Annotated in this window: 24 protein-coding genes; 10 read left to right on the plus strand and 14 right to left on the minus strand. The window is 37.7% G+C overall.

The genetic code is table 11. The features are described from left to right. Positions 1-120: 120 nt before the first annotated feature. The 3 genes from U9R83_RS19855 to U9R83_RS19865 form a co-directional block, all read right to left on the minus strand. Positions 121-351 carry a hypothetical protein gene (locus U9R83_RS19855; protein WP_140451039.1) on the minus strand — a complete coding sequence of 77 codons (231 nt, stop codon included), beginning with the start codon at positions 349-351 and terminating at the stop codon, positions 121-123. Positions 352-465: 114 nt separating this feature from the next. Further along, entirely contained in the window at positions 466-1,185 is a 720-nt protein-coding gene (locus U9R83_RS19860) for an NAD-dependent protein deacylase (protein WP_014458589.1), read from the minus strand. Positions 1,186-1,197: 12 nt separating this feature from the next. Then, positions 1,198-1,596: a universal stress protein gene (locus U9R83_RS19865; protein WP_013058676.1), complete on the minus strand. Its 399-nt coding sequence runs from the start codon at positions 1,594-1,596 to the stop codon at positions 1,198-1,200. A gap of 158 nt (positions 1,597-1,754) precedes the next feature. On the opposite strand from U9R83_RS19865, the gene U9R83_RS19870 reads away from it, so the two are divergent. Beyond that, complete coding sequence (locus tag U9R83_RS19870) at positions 1,755-1,898, plus strand: hypothetical protein (RefSeq protein ID WP_013058677.1); 144 nt, start codon at positions 1,755-1,757, stop codon at positions 1,896-1,898. 26 nt (positions 1,899-1,924) lie between these two features. Here U9R83_RS19870 and pfkA read toward each other — a convergent pair whose 3' ends face one another. After that, the gene (gene pfkA / locus U9R83_RS19875) at positions 1,925-2,884 is read right to left on the minus strand and encodes a 6-phosphofructokinase (protein WP_013058678.1); all 960 of its coding nucleotides are present in this window, start codon (positions 2,882-2,884) and stop codon (positions 1,925-1,927) included. 345 nt (positions 2,885-3,229) lie between these two features. Here pfkA and U9R83_RS19880 point away from each other — a divergent pair, with 345 nt between their 5' ends. Beyond that, complete coding sequence (locus U9R83_RS19880) at positions 3,230-3,907, plus strand: C40 family peptidase (RefSeq protein ID WP_014458588.1); 678 nt, start codon at positions 3,230-3,232, stop codon at positions 3,905-3,907. A 144-nt stretch (positions 3,908-4,051) separates the two neighbouring features. Further along, positions 4,052-4,594, plus strand: coding sequence for a 5' nucleotidase, NT5C type (locus U9R83_RS19885; RefSeq protein WP_057242965.1), 543 nt, complete (start codon positions 4,052-4,054; stop codon positions 4,592-4,594). Between the two features lie 130 nt (positions 4,595-4,724). Here the strand turns inward: U9R83_RS19885 and U9R83_RS19890 are convergent, their stop codons facing one another. From U9R83_RS19890 to U9R83_RS19900, 3 genes are all read right to left on the minus strand, one after another. Further along, positions 4,725-4,850, minus strand: coding sequence for a hypothetical protein (locus tag U9R83_RS19890; protein WP_013058681.1), 126 nt, complete (start codon positions 4,848-4,850; stop codon positions 4,725-4,727). 452 nt (positions 4,851-5,302) lie between these two features. Beyond that, positions 5,303-5,428, minus strand: coding sequence for a hypothetical protein (locus U9R83_RS19895; protein ID WP_014458586.1), 126 nt, complete (start codon positions 5,426-5,428; stop codon positions 5,303-5,305). Positions 5,429-5,531: 103 nt separating this feature from the next. Beyond that, complete coding sequence (locus tag U9R83_RS19900) at positions 5,532-5,936, minus strand: secondary thiamine-phosphate synthase enzyme YjbQ (protein ID WP_208732936.1); 405 nt, start codon at positions 5,934-5,936, stop codon at positions 5,532-5,534. A 118-nt stretch (positions 5,937-6,054) separates the two neighbouring features. On the opposite strand from U9R83_RS19900, the gene U9R83_RS19905 reads away from it, so the two are divergent. The 3 genes from U9R83_RS19905 to U9R83_RS19915 are packed head-to-tail and all read left to right on the plus strand — an operon-like array spanning position 6,055 to position 9,734. Beyond that, positions 6,055-7,485, plus strand: a complete 1,431-nt coding sequence (locus U9R83_RS19905) for a spore germination protein (protein ID WP_014458584.1) — start codon at positions 6,055-6,057, stop codon at positions 7,483-7,485. A gap of 21 nt (positions 7,486-7,506) precedes the next feature. Beyond that, positions 7,507-8,610, plus strand: coding sequence for a GerAB/ArcD/ProY family transporter (locus U9R83_RS19910; protein WP_014458583.1), 1,104 nt, complete (start codon positions 7,507-7,509; stop codon positions 8,608-8,610). Beyond that, positions 8,607-9,734: a Ger(x)C family spore germination protein gene (locus U9R83_RS19915; protein WP_208732935.1), complete on the plus strand. Its 1,128-nt coding sequence runs from the start codon at positions 8,607-8,609 to the stop codon at positions 9,732-9,734. Before U9R83_RS19910 ends, U9R83_RS19915 begins: the two co-directional genes overlap by 4 nt. 6 nt (positions 9,735-9,740) lie before the next feature. Here the strand turns inward: U9R83_RS19915 and U9R83_RS19920 are convergent, their stop codons facing one another. Continuing rightward, positions 9,741-10,109 carry a hypothetical protein gene (locus U9R83_RS19920; protein ID WP_115654784.1) on the minus strand — a complete coding sequence of 123 codons (369 nt, stop codon included), beginning with the start codon at positions 10,107-10,109 and terminating at the stop codon, positions 9,741-9,743. Positions 10,110-10,339: 230 nt separating this feature from the next. Between U9R83_RS19920 and U9R83_RS19925 the strand changes: the two genes are divergently transcribed. Beyond that, positions 10,340-10,942 carry a DUF3885 domain-containing protein gene (locus U9R83_RS19925; RefSeq protein ID WP_013058688.1) on the plus strand — a complete coding sequence of 201 codons (603 nt, stop codon included), beginning with the start codon at positions 10,340-10,342 and terminating at the stop codon, positions 10,940-10,942. A gap of 38 nt (positions 10,943-10,980) precedes the next feature. Here the strand turns inward: U9R83_RS19925 and U9R83_RS19930 are convergent, their stop codons facing one another. The 5 genes from U9R83_RS19930 to U9R83_RS19950 form a co-directional block, all read right to left on the minus strand. Continuing rightward, positions 10,981-11,676, minus strand: a complete 696-nt coding sequence (locus U9R83_RS19930; RefSeq protein ID WP_014458580.1) for a hypothetical protein — start codon at positions 11,674-11,676, stop codon at positions 10,981-10,983. Beyond that, positions 11,676-12,545, minus strand: coding sequence for an ABC transporter ATP-binding protein (locus U9R83_RS19935; protein ID WP_208732934.1), 870 nt, complete (start codon positions 12,543-12,545; stop codon positions 11,676-11,678). Before U9R83_RS19935 ends, U9R83_RS19930 begins: the two co-directional genes overlap by 1 nt. After that, a complete protein-coding gene (locus U9R83_RS19940; protein ID WP_013058691.1) occupies positions 12,542-12,910 on the minus strand; it encodes a GntR family transcriptional regulator in 369 nt (122 codons plus the stop codon). Before U9R83_RS19940 ends, U9R83_RS19935 begins: the two co-directional genes overlap by 4 nt. A 105-nt stretch (positions 12,911-13,015) precedes the next feature. Continuing rightward, entirely contained in the window at positions 13,016-13,771 is a 756-nt protein-coding gene (locus U9R83_RS19945; protein ID WP_208732933.1) for an alpha/beta family hydrolase, read from the minus strand. A 224-nt stretch (positions 13,772-13,995) separates the two neighbouring features. Beyond that, the gene (locus U9R83_RS19950; RefSeq protein ID WP_189645030.1) at positions 13,996-14,886 is read right to left on the minus strand and encodes a YitT family protein; all 891 of its coding nucleotides are present in this window, start codon (positions 14,884-14,886) and stop codon (positions 13,996-13,998) included. A gap of 259 nt (positions 14,887-15,145) precedes the next feature. Here U9R83_RS19950 and U9R83_RS19955 point away from each other — a divergent pair, with 259 nt between their 5' ends. The 3 genes from U9R83_RS19955 (at position 15,146) to U9R83_RS19965 (ending at position 17,522) form a co-directional block, all read left to right on the plus strand. Continuing rightward, entirely contained in the window at positions 15,146-15,955 is an 810-nt protein-coding gene (locus U9R83_RS19955; protein ID WP_014458575.1) for a DUF4397 domain-containing protein, read from the plus strand. After that, a complete protein-coding gene (locus U9R83_RS19960) occupies positions 15,952-16,575 on the plus strand; it encodes a class F sortase (RefSeq protein ID WP_140451033.1) in 624 nt (207 codons plus the stop codon). Before U9R83_RS19955 ends, U9R83_RS19960 begins: the two co-directional genes overlap by 4 nt. Before the next feature lie 128 nt (positions 16,576-16,703). After that, entirely contained in the window at positions 16,704-17,522 is an 819-nt protein-coding gene (locus U9R83_RS19965; RefSeq protein ID WP_014458573.1) for a glycerophosphodiester phosphodiesterase family protein, read from the plus strand. Positions 17,523-17,549: 27 nt separating this feature from the next. Here U9R83_RS19965 and U9R83_RS19970 read toward each other — a convergent pair whose 3' ends face one another. Next, positions 17,550-18,236, minus strand: coding sequence for a hypothetical protein (locus U9R83_RS19970; protein WP_014458572.1), 687 nt, complete (start codon positions 18,234-18,236; stop codon positions 17,550-17,552). Position 18,237 lies beyond the last annotated feature (1 nt).

Genomic DNA, 18,237 nt, shown 5'->3' on the forward strand with positions numbered 1-18,237 from the left:
TATTTCCGTATATCTAAAAAGATTAAGGAATAATTATCCTATTTCTTTTTAAACTTATTGACTTTATTTTAAATGTTAAAAACTTTGCAGTCAAACGTTTTAGTTAGTCTCCTGCCCTTGCTATTTACTGGTGCGGCGATTTTTAGCAGGTAAATAAAAGCTTGCTGCTACACAAAAAAAACCAAGGATAAAACAGATAATGGGGAGTTTCATACCTATCGCTTCAGCATAATAAGTAAGACTCCTTCCGTGAATAGGGACAAGATTCATTTCAAAAATCAAAGTCAAAACAGCTGTCACTTTGAGTGCAATACCAACAATGAAGAGACAAACTCTCAAGCCTACACTCATATGCAAAAACATCCCTTCTATCCATTAGCGAATGGATGATGTACTACACCATATGATACATCCCTACACTTTATCACTAAATGCTAAAAAAGCGCTATGTTCATACATAGACGCTTATAAATTTGCGACCACTTGTCCAATGGAATCGTAGATAACCAAATCAAACAAATAATCGTAATGCGTAGGTTCTTTATTAATCATCACCATATTTGTACGATTGTACCGGCTCACAAGCAGCGGAATCTGATTAATCGGTGCTACTTCAAGCGATGAACCAAGCACGATGAATAAATCAGATGACAGCGCTGCTGTAACTGCTTCATCGAACTGATGAATGGCATCTCCAAAGAGAACAACATTTGGCTTTAAAAGGCGCTCACACGCTGTACATTGTGGGAGGGCTGACTGATTTAAATACGCTAAGTCATACTCTTTTTTACAGCTCGGACAATGAGCTCTCTTAATGGACCCATGAATTTCAAAAACGTTCGTGCTTCCTGCATCTTGGTGCAAGCCATCAATATTTTGCGTAATCACATGCACGGTTTTGGCTTCTTCTAGTTCAGCAATAAAGCGATGGCCCGTATTTGCTTTGTACTGATGCAGCATTTTAATATGAAAAATTTCTTTAAACAGCGGCCAAAACTCATGAGGATACTGTTCATAGAAGTCAGCAGCTACTATGTCCACAAAGCTTTTGTTTTGGCGATATAAGCCGTTTTGAGAGCGAAAGTCAGGTATGCCCGACTCTGTGCTCATTCCAGCTCCTGTAAAAAAACAAATGTGTTTAGCATCATCAATGAGCTGTTTTAATTCTTTATATTGTTTTGACATTGCATTTCTCTCCTATTTAACAATTAGCACAGGAATCGTTACTTGCTGTGCAATCTTAGAACTAACGCTTCCAAGCAGCATGCCTTTTACAGGGTTTAACCCTCTGCTTCCTATTACCACAAGGTCAAATGAATTTTGATTAGCAAATTGAATCACTGTTTTAGCCGCGTCTCCGTGCATAAAGGTAATCTCATACTCCACATTTCCTTGCTTTAAAATTTCATCCGTTGTATGTATCCGACTTTCCCGTTCCTCGTCGCGGCTAAGTGATTTTAACCTTGAATCACCCTCTACTGCATAAATAACTTGAATAAAACTGTTTTCCGTCAGCTGAGCCAGCTGAACGGCTTTTTCTGTTGCTTTAGCTGCATGCTCTGAGCCATCTGAGGCAAGTAAAATTCGTTTAAACATCACGCTTCCTCTCCTCTTTTATAAAATGTTCTTCTCTCTTTACTATATCACTCGCTGTTCAAATGTAATCATTTTTTTGATTATTTCTATAATTTTTAAAATTATTTGTCTACTTTTATGATAAACTGAAAGAAAACGTGTACAGAGGGGATGAACCAATGTTTGGTTTTGAATTAATTTGCACTTTTTGCAAAGGACTCGGAAAGCTAGCCGTTATTCCTGGTATCGGTTACATGAAAACATGCAAACACTGCGAAGGGACAGGCATGCAATCAAAAAAAGACGAAACTCCTTCTATATAAGAAGTTTCGCCTCAGAAACACTGGGATTAAATTGAAAGTTCTTTAGATAAACGGTACATATCAGCATTGATATGGTGAGGTTCACCTAAAATTTCCATAATATCATAATCTACAATTTCATTTTTACGGATACCGATTGCACGGCCGCCTTTACCTTCTAGCAGAAGTTCGACTGCGCGACCGCCGAAACGGCTTCCTAGCACACGATCTTGAGCAGTTGGGGAACCACCGCGCTGAATGTGTCCTAATACTGTTACACGCGTTTCAATGCCTGCAGCTTCATGAAGCTGCTTCGCTACTTCATTACCATTAGCTACACCTTCGGCTACTACGATAATGCTGTGCTTTTTACCGCGCTCTTGTCCTTTTCTCAAACGATCAACCATTTCTTGGAACTCATCTTTTGCTTCTGGGATAAGGATTGTTTCTGCACCGCCAGCAAGACCTGACCAAAGAGCAATGTCTCCTGCATTACGACCCATAACTTCAATAATAAACGTACGTTCATGAGAAGTAGCCGTATCACGGATTTTATCAATTGCATCGATAACCGTATGAAGAGCCGTATCAAATCCTAATGTAAAATCTGTTCCTGGAATGTCGTTATCAATTGTTCCTGGGATACCGATACAAGGGAAACCAAGCTCTGTTAGTTTTACAGCTCCCATATACGATCCGTCTCCACCAATAACTACTAAGCCTTCAATACCGTGCTTCTTAAGGTTTTCAATACCTTTTAAACGCCCTTCTTCTGTTTTGAATTCTGGACATCTTGCAGAATAAAGCATAGTTCCACCGCGTTGAATGATGTCACCAACATCTCCAACTTCTAGCTTTTTAATATTTCCTTCTATTAAGCCTTGATATCCTTGATAGATACCGTAAACTTCCATACCTTCATGAATTGCTTTACGCACAACAGCACGAACCGCAGGATTCATACCTGGAGAATCTCCGCCGCTTGTTAATACACCTATTCTTTTCATTACTTTCACCTCATCAAAGTCACATACATGACTACTATATTATAGTTCTACATTTTACCCGAGTTCGAACTTTTTGTGTAGTAATTCACAACATATTTCTTTGTTAAATTTTAAATGTACATACTTTTTCATATCTTTTAGTTATTTACCGTCAAATATTCAAAGTTTTTCTAGTAAAATTACACGCCTAAAGAACCCTTTTAAACACAGCTTTTATACGACTATATTCACCGTTATATTTCATTTTTTTCATATATGTAATGAAATTGTAACGTAGAACACTGTCGAAAGATGATATGATGAATTTACTCAAATCAGGAAAAATTTTCAGGGGGTACTAGTTTTATGAAAAAAGTAATAGCAGCTCTCACGCTTGCTGGCGTTATTGTTTCTACTAGCCCGATTGTCAGCCAAGCGGCTCTAGGCGACCAAACGCTGCGCCAAGGCATGAATCACCAAGATGTTAAACAATTACAACAAACGTTGAAAAATAAAGGCTATTTTAAAGGGAATACGACTACATACTTTGGGACTGTTACAGCTTCTGCTGTAAAATCGTTTCAGCGTAAGAACGGACTAGCAGCAGATGGTATTGTCGGAAAAGGAACATATGCTAAACTAGGCGTTTCAGCAAAGGGCAAATCGCCTTCTAGCTCAGCGCGCTATAATCCTAACGCAGTGATCAACAAAGGAAAACAGTATATGGGCGTTCGCTATCGCTGGGGTGGAACAACGCCAAGCGGCTTTGACTGCAGCGGTTTTATTGGCTATGCGTTCAAGCATGGCGGCGGGGTTCAGCTTCCTCGAACAGTAGCGCAAATTTATCAAAAAGGAACGCGCGTCTCAAGTCCAAAAGCTGGAGATATTGTGTTCTTCCAAACCTATACAAAAGGGCCTTCTCATGCAGGAATTTATTTAGGAAATAACCAGTTTCTTCACTGCTCTTCATCTAAAGGTGTGAGCATCTCTTCTCTAAAAGAGAGCTATTGGAGCAAACGCTATTTAGGTGCTAAAAGAATGTAGTTTCGATAAAAAGGGCAAGCTGTGCGATTTTGATGCGGCTTGCTCTTTTTATGCATGTAAAAGATTTGGTATAGTAGAAGCAGCACATTACATTACATTGCAAAACCAAGCGTGTAGATGAATACTGTAAAGGAAGTTGAATAAATGCACACCCTTTTAATTGACATGGATTCTGTCATTTGTGATCTTATGACGGATTGGCATAACCAATATAACAAAGATTATTGCGACAGCTTATCGGTTGAAAAGTTAAAATGCTGGGAATCAGAAAAGTATGTAAAGCCGGAGTGCGGCACAAAAATTTATGACTACCTCGATCAGCCGGGGCTTTTTTTACATTTAAAACCTCTGCCTCATGCTGTTGAGGTTCTTAAACGACTTTATGAAAGGTTTTCCATTTTAATTGTCACAAGCAGTCGTACCTATGCTTATACCGAAAAAGAGCAGTGGGTTGAAAAACACCTTCCGTTTATCGGAAAGTACAATATCGTGTTTACACACCAAAAAGATAAAATATACGGAGACTTGCTATTTGATGATGCACCGCATAATTTGAAGGCTTTTCAAGCTACAGGTCGCCATGCTGTTGCCATGAGCTACCCGTATAACGAAGAAGTAAATGTCCCTCGCGTGGACGATTGGCTTCAGTTTGAACAGTACGTGAACACTTATTTCAACGAATGTTGAGCTCAAAAAAACATGTAGAATTCGTCATCAGAAAACAAATACAGGCATAAAAAAACCGCCTTGCGGGGCGGTTTTTGACGGATAGCCCACTAAGGGCTATCCGCTTTTTATTTAAGAAATATATGAGTTTTTAATATTTATCAGCTGATGAGAAAAAGTCCATAATAGCATGGATAATCTCAACGGACTGAAAAGAAAACAATGATATGGCTGTTAATGAAAAGAAACCAATCATGGCCATACGTACAAGTAACATAGACTAATCGCCTCCCTGTTTTGAACTAAATGAACGCACCCAAAACAATTCGCTATCTGTCTTTGTTTGTACGACGTTTTCGCCAAGCAAAGGCAGCTCATTCACTGCGTGTAACAATGACAATGAATCTTCATCTTTATCTTTATCTTAAAGACTAAGCGTATAGTTAGTATATCAAGTGAAACTTTTTCTTCAAGGCTATACTAGCGGTAAAAAAGGAAATAGTATGAAACGATGCGTTTTATCTTTATTTCATACAATTCAGTACCCTAATATTTATTATATTAAACCTTTCAGGAAAATTGCTACTATTATATATTTTTTATAAAAAACATATTGAGACATAGCTACATACAGTAAACCTGCATTCACCATCACAATGAAAAAACCCGAACGGTGAATCGTTCGGATCCTCCTTCAACTAAAATACTTTTGTCCCGGCCTTCCCTATTTTATCGACACGTACTGTAATACTCATTGACAATGTCTAAAATAGTTGGATATTCTTCCACCCATGTAAAATTTGTTTTTTCATTTTCTTTTTTCACTGTTTCTTGTTCTGCAGCTATCTTTTCCATTGTTCAATCTCTCCCTTTAACTGTTATATAACATTTATATTAAATTAACTTTGTTTTATAACAATTTTCAGAAAAAAGTTGGACAACGACTTATAAAAAAAAGTTATTGTAGGGATAAAATTTTTACATAATACGTACGAGTCCTCGGTCCATCAAACTCACAAAAATAAATTCCTTGCCACGTTCCCAGCAGCAGCTGCCCATCGTGAACGATTATATGCTGAGAGGAGCCGACCGTGCTCGCTTTGAGATGCGCCGCTGTATTTCCTTCCATATGAAGATCTAACTCATGTTCCCAAGGATATACTTCATCAAAACGGCGAATCATATCAGTTTTTACATCGGGATCCGCATTTTCATTAATTGTTATACCAGCGGTTGTATGAGGACAGTAAACCACTACAGCCCCTTCTTTTAATCCTTCTGTTCTTAGTACTGCCTGCACCTGACTTGTTACGGCAATCATTTCGTCACGCTTATTCGTTTTTAACGTAAATGAATGTAGCATACCATCACCTCTTTTCTTTACCATAACATATCTTTTCTATTCTTCCACATTTTTCGCATAACTCGTTTTTACATCGTAAACACTAAGCTCATTAACACAACAGGCGGTGAGTTTATTTATGCTCGATTCAAAATTTCAGCCCAATGCAGACTACACCGTTCAAACGTTTCTAGATTTGGTGGGTCAAAATACGGATGTTGGTTCCAAAAAATTATGGCTGTCTCCCACAAAATATATATGCATTATTTATCTCCAAGGATTAGTCGACGGAGAAAAACTTGATAATCTTACTCAGCATGTTGTTGAGACCAAAGCAAAAAGTGAAACGCAAACACTCGATGACATCGATTCGTTTATTTCTGTCATTAAAGACAAAGAAGTTTATACATACAAGCAAGCGATCTCGTGTTTTTTTAAAGGTCAGCCCCTGCTGTTTATTAGCGAAAGCACAACGGCATACTCATTGAATATGTCTATGACCAAACAGCGCTCTTTAAGCGAACCTACAACAGAAAAAGTAGTGCGCGGCCCTAAAATTGCTCTTATCGAAAACTTAGATGAAAACCTTGGTCTTTTAAGGCAGCGTTCTACCGAAGAAGAAATGGTTATTGAAGACATTTATATTGGAAATGCAAAGGAACATCGAACAAGTATCGTTTTTCATAATAAACACTGTCAAACTCACATCGTGAATCAAGTCCGAGAGAAATTATTAGACATTCCGTTAGATAACATTCAAGACTCAGGAATGATTGAAGAATTTTTAGAAGAAGCGCCTTACTCACCGTTTCCTCAAGTACAAAATACAGAAAGACCGGATCGTGTTCTCGCTGCGGTGAATGAAGGGCGAGTAGCCATTTTAGTAGATGGCTCGCCTTTTGCTCTTTTAGTGCCTACAACTTTCGATATGATTATGAAATCACCCGATGATTATTACGAAAGATGGATAGCTGGTTCATTGCTAAGATTACTAAGGTACTTGTCTATTTTTATTACCCTATTCTTTTCAGCTATTTATATTTCACTCGTTTCGTTTAACCAAGGCCTGCTTCCGACCGAACTAGCTATTACTATTGCGGCCACACGAGAAAACGTTCCTTTTTCTCCTTTTATCGAAGCAGTGGTCATGGAAGTGACGCTTGAATTATTGCGCGAAGCCGGGCTGCGTCTCCCTACTCCTGTTGGACAAACAGTTGGACTTGTAGGCGGGGTTGTGATTGGTCAAGCAGCGGTGGAAGCCCATATCGTTAGCTCCGTTATGATTATTGTTGTATCCGTATCGGCAATTGCGTCCTTCACAGTTCCTCAGTACGGAATTGGCCTTTCGTTTCGAATTTTGCGTTTCGTATCTATGATGATTGCAGCAATCTTTGGATTATACGGAGTTACCATGTTTTTTCTTGTTCTTGTCATTCATCTGACCAAGCTCGAAAGTTTTGGTATGGCTTACTTCAAACCGTTTTTTGCGTTAAATAAAAAAGCGTGGAAAGACTCTTATATTCGTCTGCCAAACAAAAGTCTAAAACAGTCTAAAAATAAAGCCGAATAAAACTGACAAAAGGAGGACCATATGGGACAATCACAGTCACAATCAAGCAAGCTTCTTTCAGACTTTTATGCCATTTCAATTATCTCTTCAACTATGCTGGGCGTCGGTTTGTTAACACTGCCAAGCAGCATTACAAATCAGACAAATAATGCAGATGGATGGATTGTACTGATTATGGACGGTCTTTTGTTCATAGGAATTGTTCTGTTTTTAGTCTGGATGGTTAAGTATTTTACGATTAGCTGTATGTTTGATTTCACACAGGAAGTAACCGGCAAGCTGATTGGAAATATATTTAATTTTGCTATGGTCGTTTATTTCACATCTGTGGCAAGTTTTGAAGTAAGAGCTATGGCAGAAATGATTCATTTTTATTTACTGGAAACGATGCCTATTGAATTAATTATCCTTTCGTTTATTTTAACAGGCGTCTATTTAATCACTGGCGGTATTGATTCTATTGGGAAAGTAATGGCGCTATGTACACCTATAACCATCATTATCCTTCTTACTTTATATGCTCTTAGCATCGGAATGGTGGATTTAAAAAACTTGCAGCCCGTGTTAGCTGATGGATTCAGCCCGCTTCTTTCTGCTTTTACAACCGTCTCTGTTTCCTTTTTAGGCATCGAAACGATTGTATTTCTACCGAAACATATGAAAAACAAAAAGCATTTACGAAAAGTTTCCATCATCGGATTTTCTATTCCTTTACTTTTATATATTATCACTTACGTATTAGTTGTCGGCGCTTTATCCGTTCCAGAAGTAAAAACAACCGTTTGGCCTACAATCGAATTTGTTCAAACACATGAAGTAAAAGGAATTTTCTTTGAGAGACTTGAATTATTTTTGCTTATTGTCTGGCTTCTTCAGTTTTTTTTAACCTTTGTAATGTATTTCTTTTTAGCTGTTTCAGGCTTTAAAAAGATCTTCAAAAATCGATCAACGACGAATATTATCTTTCTTGTACCTGTTTTATTTATGAGCGCTTTAGCACCCAAAACAGCAAGCGATGTGTCAAATTTTTCAACGGTACTAGGCTGGGCATTTTTAGTGACATTTTTAGTTATTCCTCTTTTTTTCAGCCTGTTAATGAAAATAAAAAAGGTTGTGTTCCAATGACGAAAAAATGTCTTCCTGTCATAATGACCATTTTTTTATTGTGCGGCTGTACAAATCATCGAAACATTGAACAACTTGCTCTTGTTATAGGAGTGGCAATGGATATTACACCGAAAATCGAACCAAAAACAGGAAAAAACCAGCTTGTGCTGACTCATCAAACGTTAACCGAGACGGAATCCGGAAATATGTCTTCTTCCATTCCATACAAGAACATTACAACAGCTGGCCCTACCATTCATGAAATCACACGAAATATTTCGCTGAAATCTGACCCTATATATAGCCAGCATCAGCGAGCACTTTTAATAGGAGAAAAAGCGAGCAAGACCATCCCTCTTGATGCGCTTATCAATCAGTTTGTACGTGATAATGAAATACGGCGCAGCAGCCTTGCGTTTGTTACAAAAGGCGATGCTAAAAACGTTTTAACGATTCAAGGAATGTCTGTACCGCCAGTCAACTTAATTTACGAGCTTGTTTATAATAAATTCAAAACGAACAAAATTCTAAATCCCCTAACAATGGGAGAGCTATCGGCTAAGTTAAAAACAGATCAAAGCTTTTTAATACAGCGGCTTTCTAAAATAAAAAATAGCGTTGAAATAGACGGCGCGGCAATCATAAAAGATAAAAAAGCAAAATTCACCTTAACTCAGCACCAAGTGGAGGCTTTAACGTGGCTAACGGGGAATATTAAAGGCGGAATTATTTACGGCAAACACGGTCCATACCCCTTTTCCTATGAAATTGGAGATGTTCAGCAAGATGTGAAGGCCCGCATTGATTCAAATCACTCCGTTCATTTTGACATCAACGTTCAAACGAGCGGCAGGCTATCGGAAGATTGGGAGACTTCAAAACAGGCTCTTGCCGCCTCTAATGTAAAGAACACCGAAAAAAAAATAGAAAAAATCATTCGAAAAGACGCAGAAAAAACACTTCGCTTATTACAAAATAATTACAAAGCCGATGTGATTGACCTGCATAATTACGTACGAATTCATCATCCTCATTTTTGGAAAAAACATCAGCATGAATGGGATGAAATATTTAGCCAGTCGACCATCGACTATCATGTTCATGTTCAAATTAAAGATTTTGGAACACAGGGCAGAGATTAGCTCTTATTACTCAACGCCAGCTTCAGTCAGCTCTTTTTTCTTTAGTTCCATAATCGTGAACTTATCGGTGTAGTTTTTGCTGACGAACAGCTGGCGTTCATTGTCGTTATTAAAATAAAATTTTTTATCATCTTGATATTGAAAATTCACTTTCTTCTTTTTCATTTGTTTAATAAACGTTAAGTAGTCATCTGAATGAATGAGATACCTTTTAGGCTTATCGGATATTTGAACAACATCTTCACCTGAAGACTTTAATTTTACAATACTCCATGCAATGGGAAGAGGATTACCCTCTTGAAAAATTGTTTTGTGAAAAATAAGCACAAAGAAAGCAGCTGTAATAATTGAAATAAGAATAAGCTGTTTTTTCACCGTCCATCACCCTTTCTTCACGTCGTTACTACGTTAAGTAATACGACAGGCGTATGAAAAAACCTGTTCATCCGCAAAGGTTGTGTAAAGAAATAATGCAAAATCAACAAAATATAACAGTTTGGTTACCTTTTGATTAAATAACATTACTTCTTTACAAATTTAGCTAATCACGTGATAGACTAAATTCAACATATTAAGTCAGGACTAAACTAAATGAGGTGTTGCGTATGACCACAATGCGACTTCAATCATACTTAACAACAATGTTTCCAAATGTTCAAATGAAAAGACCTCTTTTTTACAACGCGCCCGCAGGTATTCGCTTTACGCTTACCAATCAAAAAGGCGTATGGGAACGAGAATACATGAAAAATGTGTACGCACGCGCTTACGAAATTTTTGAGACACTCCATGAAAAAAATGATGAGCTGTTACTTGTTTTCAAAGCGAATGCTGCACAAGATGATTTACTTTTAAAAAAGAAAAAAGAAACAGCTATTAAAAAATTCATTCGCTCTCGCCTGAAGAAACAAGAAGTTCAATCAGTAGCATTATTAAATAACGCTGAGTATATTATTGCCTGTAAAACAAATGATGTGAAAGAAAAGCTTCTTTTGCAATCAATTGCTAACCGCGATCTTCATATCCATCCCGCTATTGAAGAAGAGTGTTACATTGTGAATTTGAACAAAGAAACAATTTTCCATCTTTATGACGAGCGTGGACTGGACATTGTATCGAACAATCAGTCTTCTCTTCAGCTGCTTCAGCAAAAGTTCCACGACTGGATTCTAGATATTGATGCAGCTTGTTCAAAAAAAGTACAGTAAAAAAGCAATCATTCAGCAAAGGAATGATTGCTTTTTTACTAAGCTTGATGAGCAGGCGACGCTTTTTTTAAAAACAGCCAGTTGATAAGAAAGAGTAGAAAACTTACGATAACCATTGTTCCGAATGTAAGTAACAACGATCCGTTCGAAAAGCTTTTTATAAAATGAATAACCGGTTCTTTTGTCACGGGAATGGTAAACAGTAAAATTAAAACAGCACCGGTGATCATCCCTCCTGTTTGCCCGAATTTGTAAACGATGCTGCCGAGCAAACACGCTGCCGCTGTAATAAAAAAGATAAATACAGCGTCCGTTAAAAAGTGAACAGCAACAGTAGGGTCATGAAAGATAAAATCACTCGCATAATAAAGCTGAACATTCATTAAATTCAAACTATTAATCACCTTTATTGAAATGCTCATGATGACAACATTGATAAAGGACATTACAATTGCAAATAAAGCAAAAACACAGGTCATCGTTAAAAGATATGCTTTACGAGTAGCTCCTAACTTTAAGCAAAAGGAGAAACTTTTTCGAATGATAATAAAACTTACAATACCTGAAAAGATGTACTGCGGCATACTTGTTACTAATAGAAGATGCTCATTCACCTGACTGAACACTAAAATATCTACTACAACAAAAGCTAAGAGAATCGTCCAAAAGCGAATCATTAAATACTTTAGTTCAACGTAGAGCGAATAACTAATGGCGGCAAACTGTCCTTTCATTACGCTACACCTCCACGATTTGCTGTAAGATAAATCATAATATCCTGTATGTGAACAGCTTCTACATGAAATGAACTGTCGACAAGCTCCTCAGCATAAATATCTTCATTAAAGAGCACTATTTTTTTCTCTCCTCCGAATACTTGTTCATGGATTACTTGCTTTCCTTTTTCATATTCTTCAATTTGACTTTTAGGTCCTTTTACACTGACACAGCGCTGCTGCAAATTTTCTGCCGTATCCTGAAGAATCAGCTTTCCTTTTTGCATGATCAGGACTTCTTCAAATAAATTACTTACCTCATCAATTAAATGCGTTGAAATAATGAACGTGCGTGGATATTCTTCATATTCATCTAATAGAAGCTCATAAAAACGCGCTCGCATCGCAGCATCAAGTCCGATATAAGGTTCATCAAAAATTGTGATGCTCGTTCGAGAAGATAGCCCAACAATAATTCCTAATGCTGATTCCATCCCTTTAGATAATGCCTTAACTTTCGTATTGGAATCCAAATCGAACTCTTCCATCAGCCTCTCAGCAGCTTCTTGGCTCCAATAAGGATAAAAAAGTGAAGCAATTTTTAGTACGTCTTTGACTTTTAATGTTTTTTTGAAATTTCCGCTTTCGTTAATTAAGCAAATGTTTTGCAAAACAGAGCGATTTTCAAACGGAGACTGATTTCCCACCTTTACCTCTCCTGTCGTAGCTGGAGTATGTCCGGCTACAATTTGCATAAGAGTCGTTTTGCCCGCTCCATTTCTACCTAGCAACCCGTATATTTTATTTTGTGATAGCGTAAGTGAAATGTCTTTTAACACTTGTTTGGACCCATAGCATTTATTTAACAGCTGCGCTTCTATATTCATTTTATTTCCCCCTTGTCTAACAGCTCTTTTAACTCGTTTACCGTAATTCCCAAATGCTGTGCTTCTTTTTTCAGGGGAACGATAAAACGGTTATAAAATTCTTCTTTTCTTTGTGTAAGCAATACTTCTTTGGCGCCCGCACATACAAACATCCCGATCCCTCTCTTTTTATACAATATTCCGTGGTCAACTAGCTGATTAATTCCTTTAGCTGCTGTTGCAGGGTTAATGCGATACATTTTGGCAAATTCATTCGTAGACGGTACTCTTTCTTCTTCTGGGAAAGCATCATTTAAAATATTTTCTTCGATGGTTTCTTTAATTTGTTGAAAAATTGGTCGCTGATGATCTAATGATTGTTTCATTTTGACTACCTCACTTAAGTGGTTCATTACTCATGTAACTAACTATATAACTAACTGGGTATTTTTTCAAGCTTTATTTCCAAAAAAAGAAAAAAAGTCCGTCAGTTAGTTACTGACGGACTTTTTCATTTGACTATTTAACCACTTCACTGTTCTTTTTACTAGCTCATCCTGCTGCTGTTTAGGAGAAATACTGGCTTTGTTATCGCCTTTTTGTTTCCCATACATTCCAAACTGAGCGTGGTTAGCTCCTTTTATTTGAACCAGTTCTGTGTTTTGTGAAAGTAAATGCTTGGTTTCTTTAATCTTTTCAGGCGTCGACAAACCATCTTTCTCACCTGTTAAAGACAAAATAGGATAAGTGGAGGTTGAAAAATCATTTTTATTCATCGGATACGATGCTAAAAGAACTAAGCCTTTTATTGAGTTTTGATGATCATACGCATAAGAGGCTGCACTCACTCCTCCAAGGGAATGCCCTCCGATAAACCATGCGGAAATCTTCGGGTAGCTCTTCACAATATCCGTCGCTTTGTTTTGACTAAAAAAACTCATATTAAACGGAGAATCTACAACAGCAACAAGATATCCTTCATTTGCAATTTGCTGAGCATAATAGCCATATGCTAACGGCTCTACTTTAGCACCTTGATAAATAATATAGCCGGCTTTTATCTCTTTGTTCGCTTGAGGCTTGAATATGTAATAATCGTCTTTCTTCACTACTTTTTTCTCATCTACTAGTGAGTGAAGCTGCTTTGAAGGTTCATAATCAAAACCTGACCATATGACAAAAAAAGCCACGGTTACTGCAACAAGAACGGCAAGACCGACTCCTACTATTTTTAACGTTTTTTTCATGTCACTCCCTCTTTCTGTTTTTTTACTATGTACTCTTTTTATATCTTTTAGACATTTTACATGTTTGTTTTAAAAATATACAAGAAAAAAGAGAGGTTCGATATGCCCAAAGCAGGATGCAGCAGAAGTGACATAAACCATTCCATATACTCGAAACAAAGAGAGAAAATTAAAAAGGCTGCTGCATGTAATAACGGGACAGCCTCATTAGCAGACAACTTTCATTAATGAATATCTCGTTTCTTAAACCTTCCTCCTCTGACTTCAGCAATAGCCGCTACAGCAAAAAAAGCAGATGGATCTATCTCATCGATAATCGCTTTTAGCTTTGCTTCTTCAAGCCTGGTAATCACACAAAAAATGACTTTTTTATCATCTCCCGTATACGCTCCTTCCCCATTTAAATACGTAACACCTCTCCCTAAACGAGCAAGAATTGCTTCGCCAATTTGTTCATATTGTTCGCTGATAATCCAAGCTGACTTAGACTCATCTAACCCTTGAATCACAATATCAATCGTTTTAAAAGCAATGAAGTAAGCCATTAAAGAATACATAGCGCGATCCCAGCCAAATACAAAACCGGCACTTCCCAAAATAAATAAATTAAAAAACATAATCGTCTCACCTACGGAGAAAGGCGTACGCTTATTAAATAAAATAGCTAATATCTCGGTGCCGTCTAGCGAACCTCCGTACCGAATAACAATTCCTACTCCCACACCGAGAACAATTCCGCCAAACACAGTGGCTAATAGAGGGTCATCTGTTAAGACCGGCAAGTCGTGAAAAATAGAGGTAGCAATGGATAGAATAATAACACCCAAAAGCGTAGATAGCGCAAATGTTTTTCCAATTTGCTTGTATCCAATAAAGAAGAATGGAAGATTTAATACGAAGATATAAAAGCCGATTTGAATATCCGTTAAATGGGATAAAATAATAGATATACCTACAATTCCACCGTCAATAACCTCATTAGGGACAAGAAAAAATTCTAGCCCGACGGCCATTAAAAGGGCTCCCACTAAAATAAACAGCATGCGCTTTACAATCATTTTAGCTGATAGCGAACGATGAACAACCTTTTTTATTTCATGATTCGTTTGCAGCACATAACTTCCCCTCCTTTTGTGATAGAGACATCAACTACTAATCAAACGCTCTATTTTAATATTATCACAAAATTCAAACTATTTACCTGCTCTTTTACAAAAATTTCATCTAATGAAATAAATTATGCATATATTGGATAAAATTGTAGATGATAACAAGTGAATAAATGCCCGAATACGTTCAAAAGTGAATGCATACCCAACACTTTTCATACGGGACTAACAGGACAAACTTAGATCAAAAGGAGAGTAAAACGTTATGAACCGTGTAAAGATTATTGCTGCTTCTTTACTCGCAGTTTTATTGCTAGCTTTTTCAGATAATTTCACTTCTGCAGCTGTGCAGGAGGCAATGATACGAGTTGTGCATGCGTCACCTGATGCACCTGAAGTAGATATATATGTGGACAATCAAAGCATCGTAGTCGGCGCATCATTTAAAGATGTGACAGATTATCTTAAAGTACCTGCGGGGTCTCATAAAGTAGAGGTATATGCCATAGGTACAAAAGGAAAAGAAAAACCTGTCATTTCCACTAATATAACCGTCGAAGCAAACAAAGCCTATACCCTTGCTGCTATTAACCAAGTTGCACACTTAGAATTAAAAGTAGCTCAAGACGATATGAACGTAGCTAAAGGAAAGAGTAAAATCCGAATTGCTCACTTTTCTCCAGATGCTCCCGCTGTTAATGTAGGTATTAATCACGGCCCTACTTTGTTTAAAGACACTGCTTTTAAACAAATGACAAATTATTCTGAAGTAGATGCCGGAACCTATGATTTAACCATCGCAACTAGTCAAGACAATAAAAAAGTACTGGACATTCCAAACCTTAATTTAGAAGCCAACACGGTCTACACAGTGCTCGCTATTAACAAAGCCGACAGTCTTGAAACGCTTTTATTAAAAGATAATACGGCTATGCCTTCTGAAATGCCAAAAACAGGTATGGGCGGTGCTTCACAGGATAATTATAATTCAATTGTGCCGGTTCTTACTTTATTAGGAATTGGAGCGGTCGCTATATTTGTTGTTCGTCGTCACAGAGGATACGAAAGCGAATGAAATGGATAGGAGGGGTTTTCACCTTTTCTTTTATACTATTCATGAGCAGCTGGTTTGCCCAATCAGCAATTGCAAACGGCTCGACGGATTTTGTTGTGAAGATGGCTGAAACAAAATCGGCTCAATCCTTGAAATCTTCAGGAACTGCTTCTACGCCTCTTCCATCTCAGCTTATTATTCCGAAGCTTCATATTAAGGCTTTTATAAAAGGAATGGGTCTTACTAACCAAGGTGAAATGAGCGTTCCTGATAATGGTCATGATGTAGCTTGGTTTAAGCTTGGAGCAAGACCCGGAGAGGAAGGAAATGCGGTCATTGCAGGACATGTTGATGATCAAAAAGGACCCGCTATCTTCTATGATCTCGACAAGCTCACAAAAGGAGATGAAATTTTTGTAACCGATCAGCAAGGGGATCAGCTGACCTTCGTTGTTACCAATAAAGCTTCTTATCCTCGAGATTCTGCTCCTATCAGAGAGATTTTCGGTCCAACTTTTCAACACCAGCTTAATTTAATCACCTGTACGGGAACGTTTGATCATAAACAGAAAACTCATGAGCGGAGGCTCGTTATTTATACAAGCCTCCGCCCGGAAAAAACAGCCGATGTTTCTCACTAAACATCGGCGTTTATTACTTTTAATTACATACTGGTTCGTTTTATTTAAATATTTACACAGTCTTAATATGAACACAACATCTCACTAGTAAACTAATGCACGACCCCTCAATAAAAAGGAGTTTTGATATGAGACGAAAATGGTGGTTTGTAAGCTCACTCACTCTTTGTTTATGCGGCATTTTTATGTTTATACATACGCAGGCAGCTTCTACTCAAGCAGAAAAAGTAGCCATTATTGCTCACCGAGGCGCATCCGGATATGAGCCAGAGCATACAATGCAATCTTATCTCACGGCCGTACAGCAAAAAGCGGATTACATTGAACTTGATCTTCACATGTCGAAAGATCAACAGCTTGTAGCAATTCATGACTACAGAGTTGACCGCACGACAAATGGAACAGGATATGTAAAGCAGTACACGGTGAGGCAGCTTCAGCAGTTGAACGCAGGAAAAGGTGATAAAAAAGCCGTCATTCCAACTTTAGAAGAAATATTTCGTACGTTTGGCAACCGAACAAACTATTATATTGAAACCAAATCTCCTCATGAATATCCAGGTATGGAAAAGGAGTTGTTGACGTTGATGGCTAAGTACAATATTCACACCGATCACGTCATTGTACAATCATTTAGTCCTGAAAGCTTAAAAACCATCCATCGATACCGACCTACTATGAAACTAATTCAACTGATTCGTTCTAAGCAAACCAATATGTTAACAGATCAGCAGTTCAGACAAATCAAAAAGTACGCAAACGGCATCGGTCCTAATGCAAACACGCTGACAAAGTCATATGTACAAAAAGCTCGCTCATATGATTTAGACGTTCATCCTTATACAGTAAATGATGAAAAACAAATGAGAATGCTTATCGAGTGGGGCGTAACCGGCATGTTTACTAATTACCCGGATCGTCTTTATAACGTGCTTCATAATAAATAAACACTTGCCGCGGCAAGTGTTTATTCTTTATACATCTCTTCTATTAGCTCTCCACAAGTACAGGCTAATTAATGCTATGGCATAAAGCAAAGCCCAGCCAAACACCAAAAATTTGTTTAATCCTTCGTTAATAAATTGAATGATTGCAGATACGGGTGGCAATACATACAGCAGCAGTCCCCCTCCTTGATACGGAAATGAAACGCCTGCCGCTGCAAGCGTAACGATTAAAATAAATAGAGGTCCAAACCACGATAAGCTGCCTTCTCTTACAACATCTCTTGTGAAAACAAGGCCTATGCTCATACCAAGCAAACTAAACGTCCAGTGAATAATAAACCCAAACACCATTTGCTTAGTGGATATATCCACTTCAAACATATCAAGCAGCACGGGATAAGCAATGGAAACCGCTGATAAAAACGTAAACAGCAGCATACAGCTAATAAGCTTGCTTATAAAGTACTTGTTCTTTTTCCCTACATGAAGTTTTGTAATAACTTCTTGACTGGAATCTTCCGCGTGAAACAGCGACATTGTAAACCAAGTGGTTAGAAAAAAGAGGAAAAGCGCCGTATTAAAAAAGCTATCAAGCACCGGGTTCGGTCTATATGTATAGTTCATACACAGCGAAATAATATAAAGTGCAAGCGGCGGAATATATCGATACGATTTAATATATGTAATAAAATGATAGCGAATCAATGCACCCATC

The sequence above is a fragment of the Priestia sp. LL-8 genome, from assembly GCF_036227845.1.
GTDB lineage: Bacteria > Bacillota > Bacilli > Bacillales > Bacillaceae_H > Priestia > Priestia zanthoxyli.

Excerpts from the sequence above, each read along its gene's own strand:
- U9R83_RS19855 (WP_140451039.1), bottom strand. The coding sequence starts at position 351 with ATGAGTGTAGGCTTGAGAGTTTGTCTCTTCATTGTTGGTATTGCACTC.
- U9R83_RS19860 (WP_014458589.1), bottom strand. The coding sequence starts at position 1,185 with ATGTCAAAACAATATAAAGAATTAAAACAGCTCATTGATGATGCTAAA.
- U9R83_RS19865 (WP_013058676.1), bottom strand. The coding sequence starts at position 1,596 with ATGTTTAAACGAATTTTACTTGCCTCAGATGGCTCAGAGCATGCAGCT.
- U9R83_RS19870 (WP_013058677.1), top strand. The coding sequence starts at position 1,755 with ATGTTTGGTTTTGAATTAATTTGCACTTTTTGCAAAGGACTCGGAAAG.
- pfkA (WP_013058678.1), bottom strand. The coding sequence starts at position 2,884 with ATGAAAAGAATAGGTGTATTAACAAGCGGCGGAGATTCTCCAGGTATG.
- U9R83_RS19880 (WP_014458588.1), top strand. The coding sequence starts at position 3,230 with ATGAAAAAAGTAATAGCAGCTCTCACGCTTGCTGGCGTTATTGTTTCT.
- U9R83_RS19885 (WP_057242965.1), top strand. The coding sequence starts at position 4,052 with ATGCACACCCTTTTAATTGACATGGATTCTGTCATTTGTGATCTTATG.
- U9R83_RS19890 (WP_013058681.1), bottom strand. The coding sequence starts at position 4,850 with ATGTTACTTGTACGTATGGCCATGATTGGTTTCTTTTCATTAACAGCC.
- U9R83_RS19895 (WP_014458586.1), bottom strand. The coding sequence starts at position 5,428 with ATGGAAAAGATAGCTGCAGAACAAGAAACAGTGAAAAAAGAAAATGAA.
- U9R83_RS19900 (WP_208732936.1), bottom strand. The coding sequence starts at position 5,936 with ATGCTACATTCATTTACGTTAAAAACGAATAAGCGTGACGAAATGATT.
- U9R83_RS19905 (WP_014458584.1), top strand. The coding sequence starts at position 6,055 with ATGCTCGATTCAAAATTTCAGCCCAATGCAGACTACACCGTTCAAACG.
- U9R83_RS19910 (WP_014458583.1), top strand. The coding sequence starts at position 7,507 with ATGGGACAATCACAGTCACAATCAAGCAAGCTTCTTTCAGACTTTTAT.
- U9R83_RS19915 (WP_208732935.1), top strand. The coding sequence starts at position 8,607 with ATGACGAAAAAATGTCTTCCTGTCATAATGACCATTTTTTTATTGTGC.
- U9R83_RS19925 (WP_013058688.1), top strand. The coding sequence starts at position 10,340 with ATGACCACAATGCGACTTCAATCATACTTAACAACAATGTTTCCAAAT.
- U9R83_RS19930 (WP_014458580.1), bottom strand. The coding sequence starts at position 11,676 with ATGAAAGGACAGTTTGCCGCCATTAGTTATTCGCTCTACGTTGAACTA.
- U9R83_RS19935 (WP_208732934.1), bottom strand. The coding sequence starts at position 12,545 with ATGAATATAGAAGCGCAGCTGTTAAATAAATGCTATGGGTCCAAACAA.
- U9R83_RS19940 (WP_013058691.1), bottom strand. The coding sequence starts at position 12,910 with ATGAAACAATCATTAGATCATCAGCGACCAATTTTTCAACAAATTAAA.
- U9R83_RS19945 (WP_208732933.1), bottom strand. The coding sequence starts at position 13,771 with ATGAAAAAAACGTTAAAAATAGTAGGAGTCGGTCTTGCCGTTCTTGTT.
- U9R83_RS19955 (WP_014458575.1), top strand. The coding sequence starts at position 15,146 with ATGAACCGTGTAAAGATTATTGCTGCTTCTTTACTCGCAGTTTTATTG.
- U9R83_RS19960 (WP_140451033.1), top strand. The coding sequence starts at position 15,952 with ATGAAATGGATAGGAGGGGTTTTCACCTTTTCTTTTATACTATTCATG.
- U9R83_RS19965 (WP_014458573.1), top strand. The coding sequence starts at position 16,704 with ATGAGACGAAAATGGTGGTTTGTAAGCTCACTCACTCTTTGTTTATGC.
- U9R83_RS19970 (WP_014458572.1), bottom strand. The coding sequence starts at position 18,236 with ATGGGTGCATTGATTCGCTATCATTTTATTACATATATTAAATCGTAT.